Consider the following 16,667-nt stretch of genomic DNA (forward strand, 5'->3'; position numbering starts at 1 on the left):
CAATAAAGGGGAGGGAACATTTTGAGTAAAAAGAAAATAGCAATTACACTGTCAGCAATGCTATCTGCAACTTTTATACCTAACTTGACAACGGATGTGCATGCAGAGAAGAAAGAAGAGACAAGCAGTACGAAAATTGAATTAGAAAATGGGATGACAAAACCAATTTATTCTCTTGATGAAGCAATTATTGAAAATTTATTTGTAGAGACAGAAGTTGATAGTGATCGCGATGGTAAAAGGGACCGTGTATCGATAAAGGTTATGCGTCCAAAGACTGATCCAAATGTGAAGGTTCCTGTTATTTATGAAATGAGCCCGTATCGGTCAGGGTTAAAAGATGTTCCGGTTTATAATGTAGATGAAGAATTGTATGCGTATGGAGGAAAGCCATATGGGGCGGTTAATCTTGGCTCATACGGAAACTATTACGTGCCAAGAGGTTATGCTGTTATTTTAGGGGAAAGTATTGGGACTGGTAAATCAGATGGATGTCCTACAACTGGAGATGAACAAGAAATACTTGGGACGAAGTCTGTCATTGATTGGGTGAATGGACGTGCGAAGGCATATACAGAAAATGGTGAGGAAGTTAAAGCTGATTGGTCTACAGGAAATGTAGGTATGACAGGGGTTTCTTACAATGGTACATTACCAAATGCTGTTGCAACGACTGGAGTTGAAGGATTAAAAACGATTATTCCAATCGCAGCGATTAGTAGTTGGTACGATTATTATCGCGCAAATGGTGCAGTCATTGCTCCAGGTGGATATCAAGGAGAAGATACAGATAATATGGCAGAGGCAGTGCTGACAAGACAGAATCCAGAAGTTTGTGGCCCGATAATTAAAGAACTCACTGCTGGACAAGACCGGAAAACTGGTGATTATAATGATTTTTGGGATAAACGAAACTATGTCAAAGATGCTAAAAACATAAAAGCAAGCGTATTCGTCGTTCATGGTTTAAATGATTGGAATGTAAAAACGAAGCAGTTCGCGCAATGGTGGGATGCGCTTGGAGAAAATGATGTACCTCGCAAAATGTGGTTACATCAAGGTGGACACGGCGGAACATCAAGTAATAACTGGCAGCAAACACAAAATAAATGGTTAGACTATTGGTTGTACGGAATTGAAAATGGAATTATGGATGAACCAATGGTTGATGTACAACGAGAAAATAAAACATGGGAAAAGTTGAAAAATTGGCCAGATCCAGCAGCTGTTCCATCAAAAATTCGTATGTATTTAAGTAATAAAGCAGTTAATTTACCATTAGGTATGGGATCTATTAATAAAGTTTTCTCGATTGTAGATGATGCAAAAATAAAATCAAATCAATTAGTAGAAAAACCGGAGCTAGAAGTAGCAAATCGATTAGTGTACACAATGCCTGTACTACAAAAAGATACACGTATTAGCGGTACACCGAAGATTTCATTTAAAGGAAATATTGATCGCTCTGTATCTAATTTAACGGCATTACTTGTTGATTACGGCGGAGCGAAGCCTGAAATCGTTACGAGAGGTTGGATGGATCCGCAAAACTTAAATAGTATAAAAAATTCAACAGCACTTCAACCAGGTAAAGATTATACATTTACATGGGACATGCAACCAGATGACTATGTATTTAAAGCTGGGCATCAAATAGGAGTAGTTTTAATCGCAAGTGACTACGACTATACAATTAGACCGAAAGCTGGAACGAAACTAACAGTAAAATTAAGTGAAGTGACATTACCGATTGTGAAATAAATGGTTAAAAACAAAGAGCTTACGACAGTAAGTTCTTTGTTTTTTGAAATGATACTGTTTATAAATGTGATGATATATTATGAACTTTTATTGGTAGAAACAAAAAAACTTATAACAAATAAAACTATTGCATTAATGAATAAGAGCCCACTAAAGGTCAGCCCCGCAATAGCTCCAGCGAACCCATCTCCTACTTTTTCACCAATCACGTGCAAAGTGGTGAAGAAAACAAGGGGAGAAGCAAGAATGAAAATACAACTAGCTATTTTCCATGTTTGCTTATATTTCTTTGCTATAAAGAAAATTAGAGTATTGAAAGCGATAAGAAGAAAAAGAAATATTATTAATGAATTCATCATATCCTCCTTTTGCTATAAGTGCGAATTTTCAATTTATATATGTGCGTTTTGAAGGAAATGTTATACAATATGATTATATTCTATGGAAAGCGAGTGATATATTATGACAGTCAGCTCTTTCGAATTATTATTAAAATTTAAGGTACAGGAAGATTAATTGAATTAAAATCTTCCGTGCGTATAAAACGGAGGAGAAAATAAATGTTTAGTTTTTATAGTACACTTTGCACGGAACTTTATGATTACACAAAGCCTGTCGGTTATTCTTTAAATGGTGATATTGAGTATTACCAAGAACGTTTAAAAAATTGTAGAGGAAGAATTCTCGAAGCGGCAGTAGGGTCAGGGCGTGTCATTATCCCGCTTCTTGAGTTTGGATTGACAGTGGATGGGATAGATTATTCACCTGAAATGCTAGATTCTTGCCGTAAACGTTGTAAAGAGAGAGGATTACATCCTCATTTATATGAAGCAAGTTTACAACAATTTTCTCTGCCACATAGGTATGAAGCAATTATCATTCCCACGGGATCCTTTTGTTTAATTGAGAATCGTGATGATTCAATAAACGCATTGAAATGTTTTTACGAACATCTTAATCCAGGCGGAAGATTAATCGTAGATATTGTGCTTCCACATGACTGGAAAACTGGAGAAATCCATACATCGACCTTTTCTTTGCCAAGCGGAGACGGAATTACATTAGAAAATAAATCAATTGAAATAGATTGGCTGAATCAAGTTACTCTATCATATCTAAAATATGAAAAATGGAGTGAAGGACAATTAATACAAACAGAACTGCAACGCTTCGCGATGCGTTGGTATGGAATAGGCGAATTTAGACTTCTTTTAGAAAGTATAGGTTTCTTTAACATTACTTGCTCTGCTGACTACGTTTATGAAAAAGAACCGTCAAATGCAAATCAAATGCTTACTTTTGAAGCAATTAGAAAACAATAGTACAGGAACTATTATAAAAATAAGGCAATCGATATTAAATCGGCTGCCTTATTTTCGACTTTATGTAATTGTCTATAGAAAAATAGACCGGGGGGAAAGGAATGAAATTTGTAATAGTATTCGGCCCACAAGCAGTTGGGAAAATGACGGTTGGACATGAATTAGAGAAAATAACCGATTTGAAGCTGTTTCATAATCACATGACAATTGATTTCGTTAGTCCATTTTTTGATTACAGCACTAAGGAAGCAAAAAGGTTAGTGAGTTTGTTTCGGAATGAACTATTTGAAGAAGTATCTAAAAGTAACTTATATGGAATGATATTTACATATGTTTGGGCATTTGACCTACAATCTGATTGGGAATATATAAATCATATAGTAAGTATTTTTGAATCAAAAGGTGGAACAGTATATTTTGTAGAGCTGGAAGCAGACTTAGATGAACGATTGGAACGTAATAAAAGTCCGCATAGATTAGAGCATAAACCGAAAAAAAGAGATATTGAGTGGTCTGAAAGAAATTTAAAAGAGACATTAAAAAAACATAGGGTGAATTCACTGCATGGTGAAATTAAAAGTGAAGAATATATAAAAATTAATAACACGCATGTAACTGCTAGAGTAGTAGCAAAAATGATTAAAGAGAAATTTAAATTATAAAGCTTATTGAATTTATGCATTCATCGTCCAAGCATTCTCCTAAAAATTTCATAAAATACTTATATTAAAGGAGATTATTGTAAAATAATCGTTATTTTAAATGAAAATTTAATATAAGAAAGTAGGGAAATAAACTTGGAAAATGCACAACCAGGAAGAGTCGAAAATCAAGTTTATTCGAATAGAGTTTTAAGATCAGAGTTCGATGAGAATTGGACAACTTGTATTTCAAAAAGTGGTTATGTAAATTATATAGCTACAAGTAATGGTGCAGAAGTAATTGTATTACTTGCTGATGGTTCGAGAAAATTATTAGTGTTCGATAAAGGTGGAAAAGTAATAGTGGGTGGCGGTGGTACGAGTCACTATAGTAAACCGCATGTGGCAATCGATATTGTGTAACGCATGATATACTAAGTAAGCATTTCCTATTTTGGGAAATGCTTTTTTATGTTATAGTATAATAGTGTTTAAAGATGATGCTATTTTAATATAATTCAAATCTTGTTATGTATTATTTTTATATTAAATAACCATCCAACGTATTTTTTTATATAAGGAGTAATAATTAGGGAAATGAAAAATATAGATTTTATACTAGAAAGTGATGAGAGATTAAAACCGTCTGAACGATTAGTACTATTATTATTAGAGAAACATAGAATGTTATATACGAACGATCTATTGGCGTTATCTAATTTATCTTACAAAACACTAACAGATTCATTAACTGCGCTTGTTTTAAAGTCATATGTGTTAAAGGAAACTGGAAAGGGTAGAAGGCAGAATTGTTATAGATTAGTTTGATTTCAAAGACTTATTACATAGTTTTTTCAAATGTAAGGCTTAATTTTATTTTAGTTTTCAATTGAAAAAAGTAAATAAATAACTGTTGTTTGATACGTGTAAAGTGCTGCTGTTTTCAAATTATAATTTCGTTTCATTTTTGTAAATGCAATGAAGTTGTGATAAAAAACGATAGTATTTAAAAAAATACAAAAATGAAATGTGAAAAACAATCCGTTAACAAGCGGGTTTTTTTTTATTGGAATAATAAATAATTAAAATAATAGTATTATGTAAACTTTTTAAATAGAGAAAGAATGCATCATTTTTAATAGAATTACAATTAAAAGTGCAGTGGTTGTAGGTTAAACTTTAGTTTATATTTAAATAGAATAATTAAAGAATGTAATTATTTTAATAAAGGTGTGAGATTATTGGATGAGACTCAAGTCATGATTTACTTTAATCTGTACGGAGATAAATTCCCATTAGAGGTTGTTTCAGAACAATTGAAAGTAAGCCCAACAAAAAGTTTTAGCAAAGGAGACATAATTAGCAAAGCAAATGAAAGTGATAGCGAAAGTCGAACAAGAAGCTATACATCATGGGAACTAGGTACAGGATATCAGGAATCACTTGATGTAGGGGAAATGATGGAGCAAGTAATTGTACAAATAAAAGATAAGTCAGCCATTATAAATGAACTAAAAAGAGAATTTGGATTAGAATGTAGGTTCACCATTGTAATTAAAATGAACGATGGACATACACCAGCATTTCATTTAGATATTTCTGTGATTGATTTCGCCAACAGAATTAAAGCTGATTTTGATATAGACTTATATGTTAATCCTTATATTGAGGAGAGCCTGTGCTAAGTAAGAAAACTCTTCTACAATAGTAGAAAAAGAATAACATAAACTACTATTTTATTGCAGCATACATAAAAAAAATCGGTGGAAATATGGAAATGTCGTCGAATGCTATCTTTAATTGGTTAATTTATGAGATATTTTTGTGAAGGAGCTTATTTTATAAGAATAGAATTTAGTTAAGTAAGAAAACGTGCCGATGGTAGTGAAAAATATGGGTTAGGGGGATTTGAATGAGGAAACTCAAACGAGTAAATGTTCCTAATATACCAGAGCAACAATCACAGCCTAGTCACAATCGTACTATAAACAAAAAGAAGTTAAGGCGGCTTATTTTAATGGCTCTTTTTATTGCGGCAACTACTTTGTACGTTCAATATATTTTAACGAAGCAACAAGAGATAATAATGAATAAAAAGGATACGATTACGAATCAAAAAAAGCAATTAGTTTCATTAAAGAAGGATCAATCGTCTTTAAAGACTAATATCGAGAATTTAACGGATAATGAAGAAGAAATCTTGAAGTTTGCGAGAAAAGAATATCAATTTTCTAAGTCGAACGAAACAGTGTTTGTATTACCAAAGTAACGAAACAGTTAGCGATAGCTAACTGTTTTTTTATTTGTGTAAGAAGTATGGAAAAGAAGAAGTGAAATCTTGTCATGGTACAATGACGCATGACATATTTTAAGGTAAAGTGTTAAATCCTTTCTTCAGTTATATAAATGAATATCCTTAATTATGGAATATATGTAAAAATAAATGTTGTTAAAATTCTGATAATTTTATATAATATGCGTAAGCGGATACATTTTTTAATCAACGTTGAGTTTACCGCTCATACGTCTGTTAAGAAAACCGTTATCCTCGTTTAAGAAAGGAAGATAGCTGTGTACGCTTCAAATACGATTTATATCGTAGGGGATGCAAAATCTCCTCAAAACAATCCGATTACAGAGAAGTTTAAAAGCTATTTTGTAGCATTTGTAATTGAAAAGGATACAGGGAAAATTGTTGATGCAGATTGCTCAGCAACAATTGCATTAACATCTCAGTTCGTTAAATATTTATTTTTACATAAAAACATTAACGATCCAGATTTATTAATACAAATAAATAATCGTTATTTCGGTTCATCTCAAAAAGCTCTACTTGTGGCGCTAAAAGATGCACAGAAAAAATATAATCAGATCGCTGCTTTGTCTACACATTCATAGACAAAATCCAGCCGTAAGAATCTTTCTTATGGCTGGATTTTTTTATTACACATTAATGGTCAGTAGCTCACTTACAGTAAAAGTAAACGAGAAATTAATTGCACATAAAAGCCCGATTTCTTCAATTTAATGTTTCGCTTTATTGGACAACGAAAGGATGAACGATATGAAAATTACTAATGTAAAAGTGAAGCGCCGGCAAGTAAAGCTTCATACCCCTTTTAAAACAGCACTTCGTACAGTAACAGAAATTGAAAGCATCGATGTGTTTGTTCATACAGATAAAGGGATTATCGGCAAAGGCGCGGCAACTGCAACACCAGTTATTACTGGTGACTTTGCAAACGGGATAGAAGAGGCGATTGTAGGACCGATTCGTTCGTGTTTAATTGGTCAAGATATACTTCAATTCCAACAATTATTACAGCGTATTCAAATGAGTTGCATTGGAAATTCGAGTGCGAAAGCTGCAGTAGATATCGCTTTATACGATGTATATTGCCAATATCAAAATGTGCCATTATATGCATTATTAGGCGGGAAGAAAGAGATTCATACAGATATTACAGTGAGTGTGGATGAACCTTTATTTATGGCAAAAGAAGCGAAGAAACATATAGAAAAAGGATTTCAAACATTAAAGATTAAAGTGGGGAAAGAGGCACATTTAGATTTGGAGCGCATTGAGGCAATTCGAAATGTGGTACCAAAAAATACGACGTTACGTTTGGATGCGAATCAAGGATGGAGTCCAAAAGAAGCGGTATCTATCATTAAAGAGATGGAAAATCGTAATTTAAATATTGAATTTATTGAACAACCAGTACACGCGAAAGATTGGGATGGGTTAAAGTACGTAAAAGAAAATGTAGGGACGCCAATTATGGCTGATGAAAGTATATTTTCAGCAAGTGATGCATTAAAACTCGTTCAAGGAAAATACGCAGATTTAATCAATATTAAATTAATGAAATGTGGTGGCATACGTGAAGCATGGCGTATCGCGGATATTGCAGAAGCAGCTGGTGTGAAGTGTATGGTGGGCAGTATGATGGAATCTTCACTTTCTGTTAGTGCTATTGCACATTTAGCGGCAGCTCATCCTAATATTCATTACTTTGACCTTGACGCACCACTGTGGTTAATGGAAGATCCTGAAGGAATGTCATATTCTGGTTCAAAGGTAAACCTCCATTCTACAGTGAATATTTAAACTTAGAAGAAGTGAAAAATTAACTATCTTTTAAGGGGGATATATATGAAAAAAGTAGGAACTGTATTTTTAACAACTTTATTTATATTTTCATCGTTTACATCGGTAAATGCGGAAGAAAAGAAGGATCGTAAAGCATTTATAGATGTATCAGCAGCAACTCTTTGGACTGCGCCTGATTCATTACGACCAATTGATACACCAAGCGCAACAAATCCAGTTGAGTTGTGGAAGTGGACGAAATCAATGACGCTTGATGAGAAACTATGGTTAACAAGTGCTAATAAATTAGAAACGCAAGCACTACTTGGTCAAGAAGTAACTGTTATTGATAAGAGAGGTGACTGGGTGAAAGTGTTAGTTCATGGTCAGCCAACACCACGAAACGAAGAAGGTTATCCGGGATGGATGCCTGAAAAACAATTAACGTATAATCAGGAATTTGCAGATAAAACAAATGAACCTTTCGTATTAGTAACGAAACCGACAGCCATTTTATATATTAACCCTTCTGAAAAACATAAATCGTTGGAAGTTAGCTATAATACACGTTTGCCGCTACTTAATGAAGATGCGATTTCATATCGCGTATTGTTGCCAAATGGTCAGAAGGCGTGGCTACGGAAAAATGATGGAACGGTTTATCGTTCTCAAAATGATATTCCGGCTCCGACGGCCGATGATTTAATAAACACAGGAAAAATGTTTTTAGGATTACCGTATATATGGGCTGGTACAAGTGGTTTTGGATTTGATTGCTCCGGATTTACACATACGATTTATAAATCGCATGGTATTACAATTCCACGAGATTCTGGACCGCAATCAAAAGCTGGAGTTGCAATTGATAAAGAAAACTTGCAAAAGGGAGACTTAATCTTCTTTGCTCATAATCAAGGGAAAGGTAGTGTTCATCACGTTGGCATGTATATTGGTGATGGAAATATGATTCATTCTCCAAAAGCTGAGAGATCGGTAGAAATTATACCGCTAAATACACCAGGATATATAGAAGAATTCGCTGGTGCACGTCGTTACTTACCTTAAAACATAGAGGGGGTTTTTAGATGAAAAAGGTTGTTCGCTACTCATTAGTTAGTACTCTATTAGTTTCTTCATTTTTAGTTGGCTGTGCAAAAGAAAAAACAGCTACAAAACCGAAAGATGAGAAGAAAGTATTACAGCTACTAGAAACAGGTGAAATTCCATCACTAAATTCAGGTAAAGTAACAGATGCGGTATCGTTTAACGTATTAAATAACGTAATGGAAGGGCTATTCCGTTTATCAAAAATGATGAAGTGATCCAGGCAGGGGCGCAAAAATATGAAGTGAGTAAAGATGGAAAGACATATACGTTCCACTTACGTGACGCAAAATGGTCTAATGGAGATCCAGTAACCGCTCATGATTATGTATACGCTTGGAAGCAACTGATTAACCCAGACACTGCTTCTCAATATGCATATATTGCGTATGATGTAAAAAATGCAGAGAAAATAAATAAAAAACAACTAGGACTAGATGAGTTAGGAGTAAAAGCAAAGGATGATAAAACATTCGTTGTAGAGCTAGAACATCCTGTACCGTATTTTACGAAACTACTCATTTTACCATCCTTCTATCCAATTAATGAAAAGTATGCGAAAGAGCAAGGCGATAAATACGGATTAGAAGCGAACAAAACGATATACAATGGGCCATTTACATTATCAGAGTGGAAGCATGAAGCTAGTTTTACAATGAAGAAAAATGATAAGTATTGGGATAAAAAAGAAGTGAAATTAGATGAAGTCAACTATCAAATTGTAAAAGAAATTTCAACTGCGGTAAATTTATATGAAACAGATAAAGTTGATAGAGCGGTCATTTCAACAGAATTTGTAGATAAATATAAAACGAATAAAGAACTAAAACAATATACAGATCCGGTTATGTACTTCTTCCGTTTCAATGAAAATGTACCGATGCTTAAAAATAAAAATGCACGTCTTGCGCTGAGTACAGTGTTTGATAAGAAAGGCCTTGCAACTTCATTTTTAAACGATGGCTCGATAGCTGCAAACTACTATGTACCAAAAGGATTTTTAAAAGGGCCAGATAAGAAAGATTTTAGAAGTACAGCAGGTGAGTTTAATAAGACAGACGTAAAGCTGGCTAAGGAATATTGGGAAAAAGCAAAACAAGAGACAGGCACGAATGAAGTGACGTTAGAACTATTAAATTATGACCTAGAAAACTTTAAAAAAGTAGGCGAATATATTAAAGAGCAGCTTGAGAAAAACTTACCAGGCTTAAAAGTAAATGTGAAATTGCAGCCGCATACTCAAAAACTTGCACTTGAGAAGAAGAAAGAATATGAAATGTCATTATCACGTTGGTTACCTGATTATCCAGATCCAATGACTTACTTAGAAGTGTTCCTTTCTGGAAGTAGTGTGAATAATACCGGATATGCAAATCCGGAATATGATGCGTTAATTAAAAAGATTAAAACAGAACTGGGTAATGATGAAAAAGCACGCTGGAAAGCACTGCAAGATGCTGAAAAAATACTATTGGATGATGCAGTAATTGCACCGGTATTCCAGCGCGGGTTATCTTACTTGCAAAAACCTTACGTGAAAGATTTATACGTACATCAATTCGGTCCAGCAACAAGTTTGAAGTGGGCGGATGTACAAAAATAATAGAATGGGGAAACAGACTTCACGTGTGTGATAGTCTGTTTTTTCTTTTATATTCAAATGAATTATAGACATTTATTATGTTTTTTCATCTTTGAAAAATAAAATTATTACTAAAATTCCAGTGTGAAATGTATGTAGAATCTTGTATAATTAACGTGTTTCTATGGAAACATTTTCTTACGCTATTTATATAGGGTTTAATAGAACAAGGAAAGAAATACATACATGTATATAATAGATAAATAGAATGGAACATGTATAGAGAAAAAGGAGAAAAAAATGACGTGTCCAAAACAAGGGTTACAATGTAATAGCGAGAGAAAGAGGAATAGACGATGAAGATGAAGCATGCTTTTGGTCCAATTATTATAGCATGTCTACTCTTTTTTATTGTCGTGCTTATTCCATCTAAAAGTTTCTTATCACTTATTAGCGATAAGAAAGTTGAAGATGCAGCAACTTCCTTACAAAAAGAAAAATTACAAAGTGTTTTCTTACAGCAAAAAATGTTAGAGAATTCGCAGTATTTACCGATGTACGGTTCATCAGAATTTTTACGAATGGATGCATACCATCCGTCTAATTATTTTAAAGTAAATCCAGCAGGTTTTACACCGTATTTAATTGGAATTGGTGGTACACAAAGTTTAGCTCATATATTAAATATGACGTCTACAATGGATGAGTTAGAAGGTAAAAAGGTAGTCTTTGTTCTATCACCACAGTGGTTTACAAAGACAGGGGTATCACAAGGGGATTTCACTAACAATTTCTCCAAACAACAAGCATATCATTTTATTTTTAATGATGAGATAAATCCTGAAATGAAGAAAAAAATTGCGAAACGTTTACTAGATTATAAAGTTGTTCGTAAAGATGATATATTAAGAAACTCATTAGAAGGTATTGTATATAATGATACAAAACATAACATAAAGGCAGGGATAGTTAAACCACTCGCTTATATGCATCGAAACATTTTAGATCATAGGGATTTGTTTAATTCCTTATTTAAGATTGAACCGATGAAAGAAAAAACAAATATGGGACTACGCTCAATCTCTTGGGAAGATGCACGTCAACATGCAGAACAAGAAGGGAAAGCTGAGTCTACTACAAATACATTCGGAATTGAAAACCCGTATTACTATAAACATAATTTTAAGAAAAAATTAAAAGGGCTAAAAAACTTTAGAGCAAATGAATCGTATGATGAATCACCAGAATATGATGACTTACAAATTGTTTTAGATCTTTTCAAAGAAAAAAATGTCGAACCACTCTTTGTTTCTGTTCCTGTAAATGGACCTTGGTATGATTATGCTGGGTTCCCGAAAGAACGCCGTGATGTGTATTATAATAAGGTTCGCGCGCAAGTTGAAAAAGCAGGATATCCAGTAGTTGATTTTTCTGGCCATGAATATGATAAGTATTTCTTAAAAGATACAATTCATTTAGGTTGGAAAGGTTGGATTTACTTTGATGAAGCGGTACAGAAGTTTTATTCTGAGAAATAAAGTAGAGAAACCGGAATGGCTATTAGCCGTTCCGGTTTCTTAGTATAGAGGATTTTGGTGTGGGCAATTCGGAAATGCATGTATATCTTGAATTTGTCTAAAATCAAAATGTTTCATTGCGAACTGAGCTTGGTACAGGTATTCATACACATATAATTGACCATCATGCGCTGAACATAATACACCAGAAGTTCCTTGCCCATTTATGAAGGAAATACCGATAGGGCGTCCGATTAAGTATTGTATTTTTTGCTGCCAATGCATAGGGGAATCACTCCTTTTTGAGATAATATACGAAATGAATGAGTGAATTGTTGCTTATCCACGTAAATCTTAAGTTGGAGGTTTTTTATGTAATTTCTAGAAGTTATTTATGAATCGGTTATAAGTGTGAACGAGGAAGGAATGAATTATGGAGAAAGAAAGTATTTTGGAAGAAAAGTTAAGTTTAATAGAATGGTGTCAAACATTGAAGGAAGTACCTGATGATATATGGTTTCAATCATTTAAAAATGGTTCGTGGGGAATTGCAGATGTGATTTCACATTTTATCATTTGGGATGATTTTGTAATGAAGTATCGAATTCCTTATTTTATTAGTACTCAATCAGTACCTCACATTCCAACAGATGTAGAAGAAATGAATAAGAGTGCAATGATATACGCGAGATCAGGTATTTCAAGAGAAGAACTTATTAACCAATTTAGCTATACTCGTAAACAATTAGTAGACGAAATTGAGCGAATTCCTGCCTATATTTTTCATAATACATTTCAAATTGGTACTAAAAAAGTGAGACTAGATCATTATTTTTCATCACTCATTCAGCATGACTTAAAGCATAAAGAAGAAATAATACAATTTCTAATATATAATCAAGCATATAATAAAAACCGCTAACATTCTTAATGAATGTTAGCGGTTTTTATTATATTTTTAAGCAAGATTTTTACGTTTTTTTGTCCATTTTTTGATGACGAAGTATAAAAGAATAAGTATGATGCCACCAATTGCGAACGATTTCACATACGGTCCAGCAATATCGTTAATATTCTCCCAGTTTTCTCCTAGTTTTTCACCTAAATAAATGAAAATGATTGACCAAGGAATTATCGCAAGTGCTGTTAATGTAGTGAAACGTAGCAATGGCATTTTTGTAATACCAGCAGGAATTGAAATCGCATGACGTACTACTGGAATGAAGCGCGCTGTGAAAATTACGCCAGTTCCGTAACGATTAAACCAATCCTCAGCAGCATCGATTTGTTTTTTATGAATGAAAATATATTTTCCGTAACGTTCTAATACAGGACGACCACCGTATCGGCCAATCCAATAAATAAAGACTTGGGCAATAACACCGCCAATTGTACCGAATACAACTGCACCTACAAATGAGATACTTCCATTTGATACTAAGTATCCTGCATAAGCGAGGACAATTTCACTCGGGATAATTTCAATCATTAATCCAAGCATAATGCCCCAATAACCTAATCCTTCAAAAAACGTTAATACAGAATGAATAAAACTACTTAACATTGTTGCACCTTCTAGTTTATAAATTTTTGAATATATGTCCCTTTTAATTAATAACATAAAAGGTTCACTATATGTAGATTATACCTTATTTACATAGGGGATTGCCATTTCAATTCTTTTATGTCTCTCATAAGTATTATAGTAAAGTATATAAGCCTGGTTTTCATGAAGAGATAATGAAAAGATTATTAAAAATTTCTCATATATTAATGATAATAAACTGAAAATTAAGTATAATTATATAGGCTTTTATTTATAAAAATAGGAGGAGAATACATGCAAATTAATGATCCGATTTATGGAACAATCTCTATTCGTGATAGAGATATCCTTCGATTAATAGATACAAAAGCATTTCAAAGGTTGGCGTATATTAAACAACAAGGACATACATACTTTTTACACGAAAACGCAATACATACGAGGAAAGATCATTCAATAGGTGTATATGTATTAGTAAATAAAGTGATAGAACATCTTACAGATATTGGTGACATTCGTTTATCAGAATATGAGAGGGAATTATTATCTGTTGTAGCTCTCCTACACGATGTTGGACATGGCCCATATTCGCATTGTTTTCAGCAAATATCGGGTGAAGATCATGGTGAGTGGACGGTACGAATCATTCAAGAGGACGAAGAAATACGCACGATTTTAAATCAGTCTCCTAGATTATTAGATGATGTAACGAAAGCTTTAACAGAAGATGGAGTTTTTCCAATTATAGATGAACTATTATTTAATTCATTAGGAATGGATCAATTAGATTTTTGGAATAGAGATTTATATTACTCATCGCTTGAATTAGAAGGTTTACGGATAGAAGAATTGATTACTTATATGCGTTTCATTAACGGTAAACTTGTAATTGAAGAACCGGGAATCCCTTTAATCGAACAACTAATGAAAATGAAAGAAGGGCTATACCATAATGGATTTGGCCACCCGTTTGTGGTAGGTAAAGACTTATTGTTGCAAAAATTTTTTAAAAAGATAGAAGAGAAAAACCTTTCGTTCTATACTCCTGAGCTTCAAAACTTCTTTTATAAAAGAGAGAAGTTAGAAGTAGAGGATTTTCTTCCGTTACATGATGGAATAATTTTCAATGAATTAAAGTGTTTTGAAAAATCAAACGACGTAGAAATAGCAGCATTAATCCAGCTATATTTTTCGGCAACTAAAAGTTTAGCATTTGAAAAAGGAACAGAGGGTGATTTTCATAAGAAAAATAGTAGCTTAGCGGTAATCACCGAAAAAAAGGCTTACAGTTCATATGTAGGTGGTATTTATGTTTATAGTGAGGGAGAGTTAGAGGATATTATAGAAAAATCACCTTTCATTCGAGAGATAGTAAGATTACCTACAAAAGAATATGCGTATTCAATTTGAGTTTATTTAGGTATTTCTAAATGTTTCGCGAGGAGTGAACAATATGAAAATTCCCTTATCACTTAGACAGGTATTTCACTTTCAAATAATGAATTATAATGTTAATAAAATTTTTATTGAAACTTAACGTGATGAAGGTGAAAATATGAAAAAGGAATTATTAGAAAAGGCCTCATATCTATATAAAGCAGAATTAGAACAATTACATAAAGCTATATTAGTTTCCGAGAAAGCTCATGAAGGACAATTTCGCGTTTCAGGTGAGCCGTATATTACTCATCCATTTGCAGTTACAGAAATTTTGTTAGAGTGTAAGGCAGATATTATAACTTTAGTTGCAGCATTATTACATGATGTGGTGGAGGATACAGATTATACAATTGAGTATATACGTGATATATTCGGTGAAAAAGTGGCAGATATTGTAGAAGGGTTAACTAAAATTGATAAAAAACAAATCCCTAATAAAGAAGAGTATGAAGCAATAAATTTAAAGAAGTTATTGTTAGCTACACAAGAAGATATACGAGTAGCTATTATAAAAGTGATAGATCGTCTCCATAACATGAGAACTTTACAGGTGAAAGCTGTAAAGAAACAAGTTCCTTATGCAAATGAAACACTCAAAATTTTCGCTCCGATTTGTAAAAGGCTAGGGCTACTACATATTCAGCACGAATTAGAAGAGTTAGGTTTTTTGTATCTTAATCATTCTAAATATAAGGGAATGAAAATCCTTTTACAAAATTATGTTAAGTTATTAGAGGGTTTGTCTCAAAATATAATGCAAGATATAAATAATTTTCTAAATCCATCTTTAATGTTTGAAGTGGAATATGAAGTAAGCCCTATGTATACAGCTTATTCCCGTCTCCAAGATAGTCAAGAGATTACAGCAGTTTCAAAAATAATTATCACGACCTCTAATAATTTAGACTGTTATAAAATATTAGGGGTTATACATCAACTATACAAACCAATTCCTTATCAATTTGAAGATAATATAGCAATTGAAAGTGATGGATTAAACAGATACTTAAAGACCAAAGTGATGATCAATAACCATGAAATAGTGATATGTATTGAAACAAAAATAAATCAGGTGATACGACATAAAGGGGTATTTCATATTCTTACAAAAAGTATAACTGATAAAGATATGAAAAATATAATTCATAAATTGATGGATCATTTTATTAAGACAAATCATTTAGTAACTCAAGATGCAATTGAATTTTATGATTTAATATCATTTGAACTATTCCAAGATAACATTGTTGTATTTACTCCTAAGTTAGATTCCATGAACTTACCGCAAGGTGCTACTGTAATTGATTTTGCTTTTGCATTAAATCCTGAGATTGCTAAGTATATATCAGGTGCTAAAGTTAATGGTATAAATAAACCGATAACAACTAATGTTTCACATTTAGATATTGTTGAACTTTTGGTAAATGATAATAAAAGCAATGTGAAGCAGTACTGGTTAAATTTTGCTAATAGCTCAAAAGCTCAAATCGAAATTTATAAAGAGTTACAAAGATGAAGGAATTAAATTTATCGAGAAAACTTGTTCGAAATATAATAGAATGAAATGATCATTTTTGAATTAATAATAGGCGATTATGGTTTTTTATAATTAATATCTAGAGAAACAAGCATTAACCTGTTCTAAGTATGTAACAGGTTGA

17 protein-coding genes and 1 pseudogene are annotated in these 16,667 nt (G+C 32.8%); 15 read left to right on the top strand and 3 right to left on the bottom strand.

Going from position 1 to position 16,667, the window contains the following annotated elements; translation table 11 throughout:
* Nucleotides 1–21 precede the first annotated feature (21 nt).
* On the top strand, nt 22–1,761 hold the full coding sequence (locus tag EUC40_RS12645) for a Xaa-Pro dipeptidyl-peptidase (RefSeq protein WP_071711945.1): 1,740 nt from the start codon (nt 22–24) through the stop codon (nt 1,759–1,761).
* A gap of 77 nt (nt 1,762–1,838) precedes the next feature.
* On the opposite strand, the gene EUC40_RS12650 is transcribed toward EUC40_RS12645, so the two are convergent.
* Nucleotides 1,839–2,117 (bottom strand): hypothetical protein, encoded by a 279-nt coding sequence (locus EUC40_RS12650; protein WP_156575520.1) that lies wholly within the window; start codon nt 2,115–2,117, stop codon nt 1,839–1,841.
* 204 nt (nt 2,118–2,321) lie between these two features.
* Here EUC40_RS12650 and EUC40_RS12655 point away from each other — a divergent pair, with 204 nt between their 5' ends.
* The 11 genes and pseudogenes from EUC40_RS12655 (at nt 2,322) to dltD (ending at nt 12,041) form a co-directional block, all read left to right on the top strand.
* On the top strand, nt 2,322–3,083 hold the full coding sequence (locus EUC40_RS12655; RefSeq protein ID WP_156575521.1) for a class I SAM-dependent methyltransferase: 762 nt from the start codon (nt 2,322–2,324) through the stop codon (nt 3,081–3,083).
* A 101-nt stretch (nt 3,084–3,184) separates the two neighbouring features.
* Entirely contained in the window at nt 3,185–3,745 is a 561-nt protein-coding gene (locus tag EUC40_RS12660; protein WP_156575522.1) for an AAA family ATPase, read from the top strand.
* A gap of 135 nt (nt 3,746–3,880) precedes the next feature.
* The gene (locus tag EUC40_RS12665; protein ID WP_000426493.1) at nt 3,881–4,147 is read left to right on the top strand and encodes a hypothetical protein; all 267 of its coding nucleotides are present in this window, start codon (nt 3,881–3,883) and stop codon (nt 4,145–4,147) included.
* Between the two features lie 174 nt (nt 4,148–4,321).
* A complete protein-coding gene (locus EUC40_RS12670; protein WP_000789034.1) occupies nt 4,322–4,552 on the top strand; it encodes a hypothetical protein in 231 nt (76 codons plus the stop codon).
* Nucleotides 4,553–4,965: 413 nt separating this feature from the next.
* Nucleotides 4,966–5,409, top strand: a complete 444-nt coding sequence (locus EUC40_RS12675) for a DUF4279 domain-containing protein (RefSeq protein WP_156575523.1) — start codon at nt 4,966–4,968, stop codon at nt 5,407–5,409.
* Between the two features lie 227 nt (nt 5,410–5,636).
* Nucleotides 5,637–5,993 (top strand): FtsB family cell division protein, encoded by a 357-nt coding sequence (locus EUC40_RS12680; RefSeq protein ID WP_001228735.1) that lies wholly within the window; start codon nt 5,637–5,639, stop codon nt 5,991–5,993.
* Between the two features lie 302 nt (nt 5,994–6,295).
* Entirely contained in the window at nt 6,296–6,622 is a 327-nt protein-coding gene (locus EUC40_RS12685; protein WP_098663503.1) for a DUF3870 domain-containing protein, read from the top strand.
* A 157-nt stretch (nt 6,623–6,779) separates the two neighbouring features.
* Nucleotides 6,780–7,835, top strand: coding sequence for a dipeptide epimerase (locus EUC40_RS12690; protein ID WP_156575524.1), 1,056 nt, complete (start codon nt 6,780–6,782; stop codon nt 7,833–7,835).
* A gap of 45 nt (nt 7,836–7,880) precedes the next feature.
* Nucleotides 7,881–8,882, top strand: coding sequence for a C40 family peptidase (locus tag EUC40_RS12695; RefSeq protein WP_156575525.1), 1,002 nt, complete (start codon nt 7,881–7,883; stop codon nt 8,880–8,882).
* Nucleotides 8,883–8,902: 20 nt separating this feature from the next.
* A pseudogene (locus EUC40_RS12700) lies at nt 8,903–10,524 on the top strand (peptide ABC transporter substrate-binding protein).
* A 335-nt stretch (nt 10,525–10,859) separates the two neighbouring features.
* Nucleotides 10,860–12,041 (top strand): D-alanyl-lipoteichoic acid biosynthesis protein DltD, encoded by a 1,182-nt coding sequence (gene dltD / locus EUC40_RS12705; protein WP_156575526.1) that lies wholly within the window; start codon nt 10,860–10,862, stop codon nt 12,039–12,041.
* Between the two features lie 39 nt (nt 12,042–12,080).
* Here the strand turns inward: dltD and EUC40_RS12710 are convergent, their stop codons facing one another.
* Nucleotides 12,081–12,305 (bottom strand): hypothetical protein, encoded by a 225-nt coding sequence (locus tag EUC40_RS12710; protein WP_156575527.1) that lies wholly within the window; start codon nt 12,303–12,305, stop codon nt 12,081–12,083.
* 148 nt (nt 12,306–12,453) lie between these two features.
* On the opposite strand from EUC40_RS12710, the gene EUC40_RS12715 reads away from it, so the two are divergent.
* On the top strand, nt 12,454–12,942 hold the full coding sequence (locus EUC40_RS12715) for a DinB family protein (protein WP_156575528.1): 489 nt from the start codon (nt 12,454–12,456) through the stop codon (nt 12,940–12,942).
* Nucleotides 12,943–12,978: 36 nt separating this feature from the next.
* On the opposite strand, the gene uptA is transcribed toward EUC40_RS12715, so the two are convergent.
* Nucleotides 12,979–13,584 (bottom strand): undecaprenyl phosphate transporter UptA, encoded by a 606-nt coding sequence (gene uptA, locus EUC40_RS12720; RefSeq protein ID WP_071711954.1) that lies wholly within the window; start codon nt 13,582–13,584, stop codon nt 12,979–12,981.
* Between the two features lie 276 nt (nt 13,585–13,860).
* Between uptA and EUC40_RS12725 the strand changes: the two genes are divergently transcribed.
* Nucleotides 13,861–14,976, top strand: coding sequence for an HD domain-containing protein (locus EUC40_RS12725; RefSeq protein ID WP_156575529.1), 1,116 nt, complete (start codon nt 13,861–13,863; stop codon nt 14,974–14,976).
* Between the two features lie 145 nt (nt 14,977–15,121).
* Entirely contained in the window at nt 15,122–16,522 is a 1,401-nt protein-coding gene (locus tag EUC40_RS12730) for an HD domain-containing protein (RefSeq protein WP_156575530.1), read from the top strand.
* Nucleotides 16,523–16,667 lie beyond the last annotated feature (145 nt).

It is taken from the genome of Bacillus luti (genome assembly GCF_009739945.1).
GTDB lineage: Bacteria > Bacillota > Bacilli > Bacillales > Bacillaceae_G > Bacillus_A > Bacillus_A luti.

Excerpts from the sequence above, each read along its gene's own strand:
- EUC40_RS12710 (WP_156575527.1), bottom strand. The coding sequence starts at position 12,305 with ATGCATTGGCAGCAAAAAATACAATACTTAATCGGACGCCCTATCGGT.
- EUC40_RS12695 (WP_156575525.1), top strand. The coding sequence starts at position 7,881 with ATGAAAAAAGTAGGAACTGTATTTTTAACAACTTTATTTATATTTTCA.
- EUC40_RS12650 (WP_156575520.1), bottom strand. The coding sequence starts at position 2,117 with ATGAATTCATTAATAATATTTCTTTTTCTTCTTATCGCTTTCAATACT.
- EUC40_RS12725 (WP_156575529.1), top strand. The coding sequence starts at position 13,861 with ATGCAAATTAATGATCCGATTTATGGAACAATCTCTATTCGTGATAGA.
- EUC40_RS12655 (WP_156575521.1), top strand. The coding sequence starts at position 2,322 with ATGTTTAGTTTTTATAGTACACTTTGCACGGAACTTTATGATTACACA.
- EUC40_RS12660 (WP_156575522.1), top strand. The coding sequence starts at position 3,185 with ATGAAATTTGTAATAGTATTCGGCCCACAAGCAGTTGGGAAAATGACG.
- uptA (WP_071711954.1), bottom strand. The coding sequence starts at position 13,584 with ATGTTAAGTAGTTTTATTCATTCTGTATTAACGTTTTTTGAAGGATTA.
- EUC40_RS12715 (WP_156575528.1), top strand. The coding sequence starts at position 12,454 with ATGGAGAAAGAAAGTATTTTGGAAGAAAAGTTAAGTTTAATAGAATGG.
- EUC40_RS12730 (WP_156575530.1), top strand. The coding sequence starts at position 15,122 with ATGAAAAAGGAATTATTAGAAAAGGCCTCATATCTATATAAAGCAGAA.
- dltD (WP_156575526.1), top strand. The coding sequence starts at position 10,860 with ATGAAGATGAAGCATGCTTTTGGTCCAATTATTATAGCATGTCTACTC.
- EUC40_RS12680 (WP_001228735.1), top strand. The coding sequence starts at position 5,637 with ATGAGGAAACTCAAACGAGTAAATGTTCCTAATATACCAGAGCAACAA.
- EUC40_RS12690 (WP_156575524.1), top strand. The coding sequence starts at position 6,780 with ATGAACGATATGAAAATTACTAATGTAAAAGTGAAGCGCCGGCAAGTA.
- EUC40_RS12670 (WP_000789034.1), top strand. The coding sequence starts at position 4,322 with ATGAAAAATATAGATTTTATACTAGAAAGTGATGAGAGATTAAAACCG.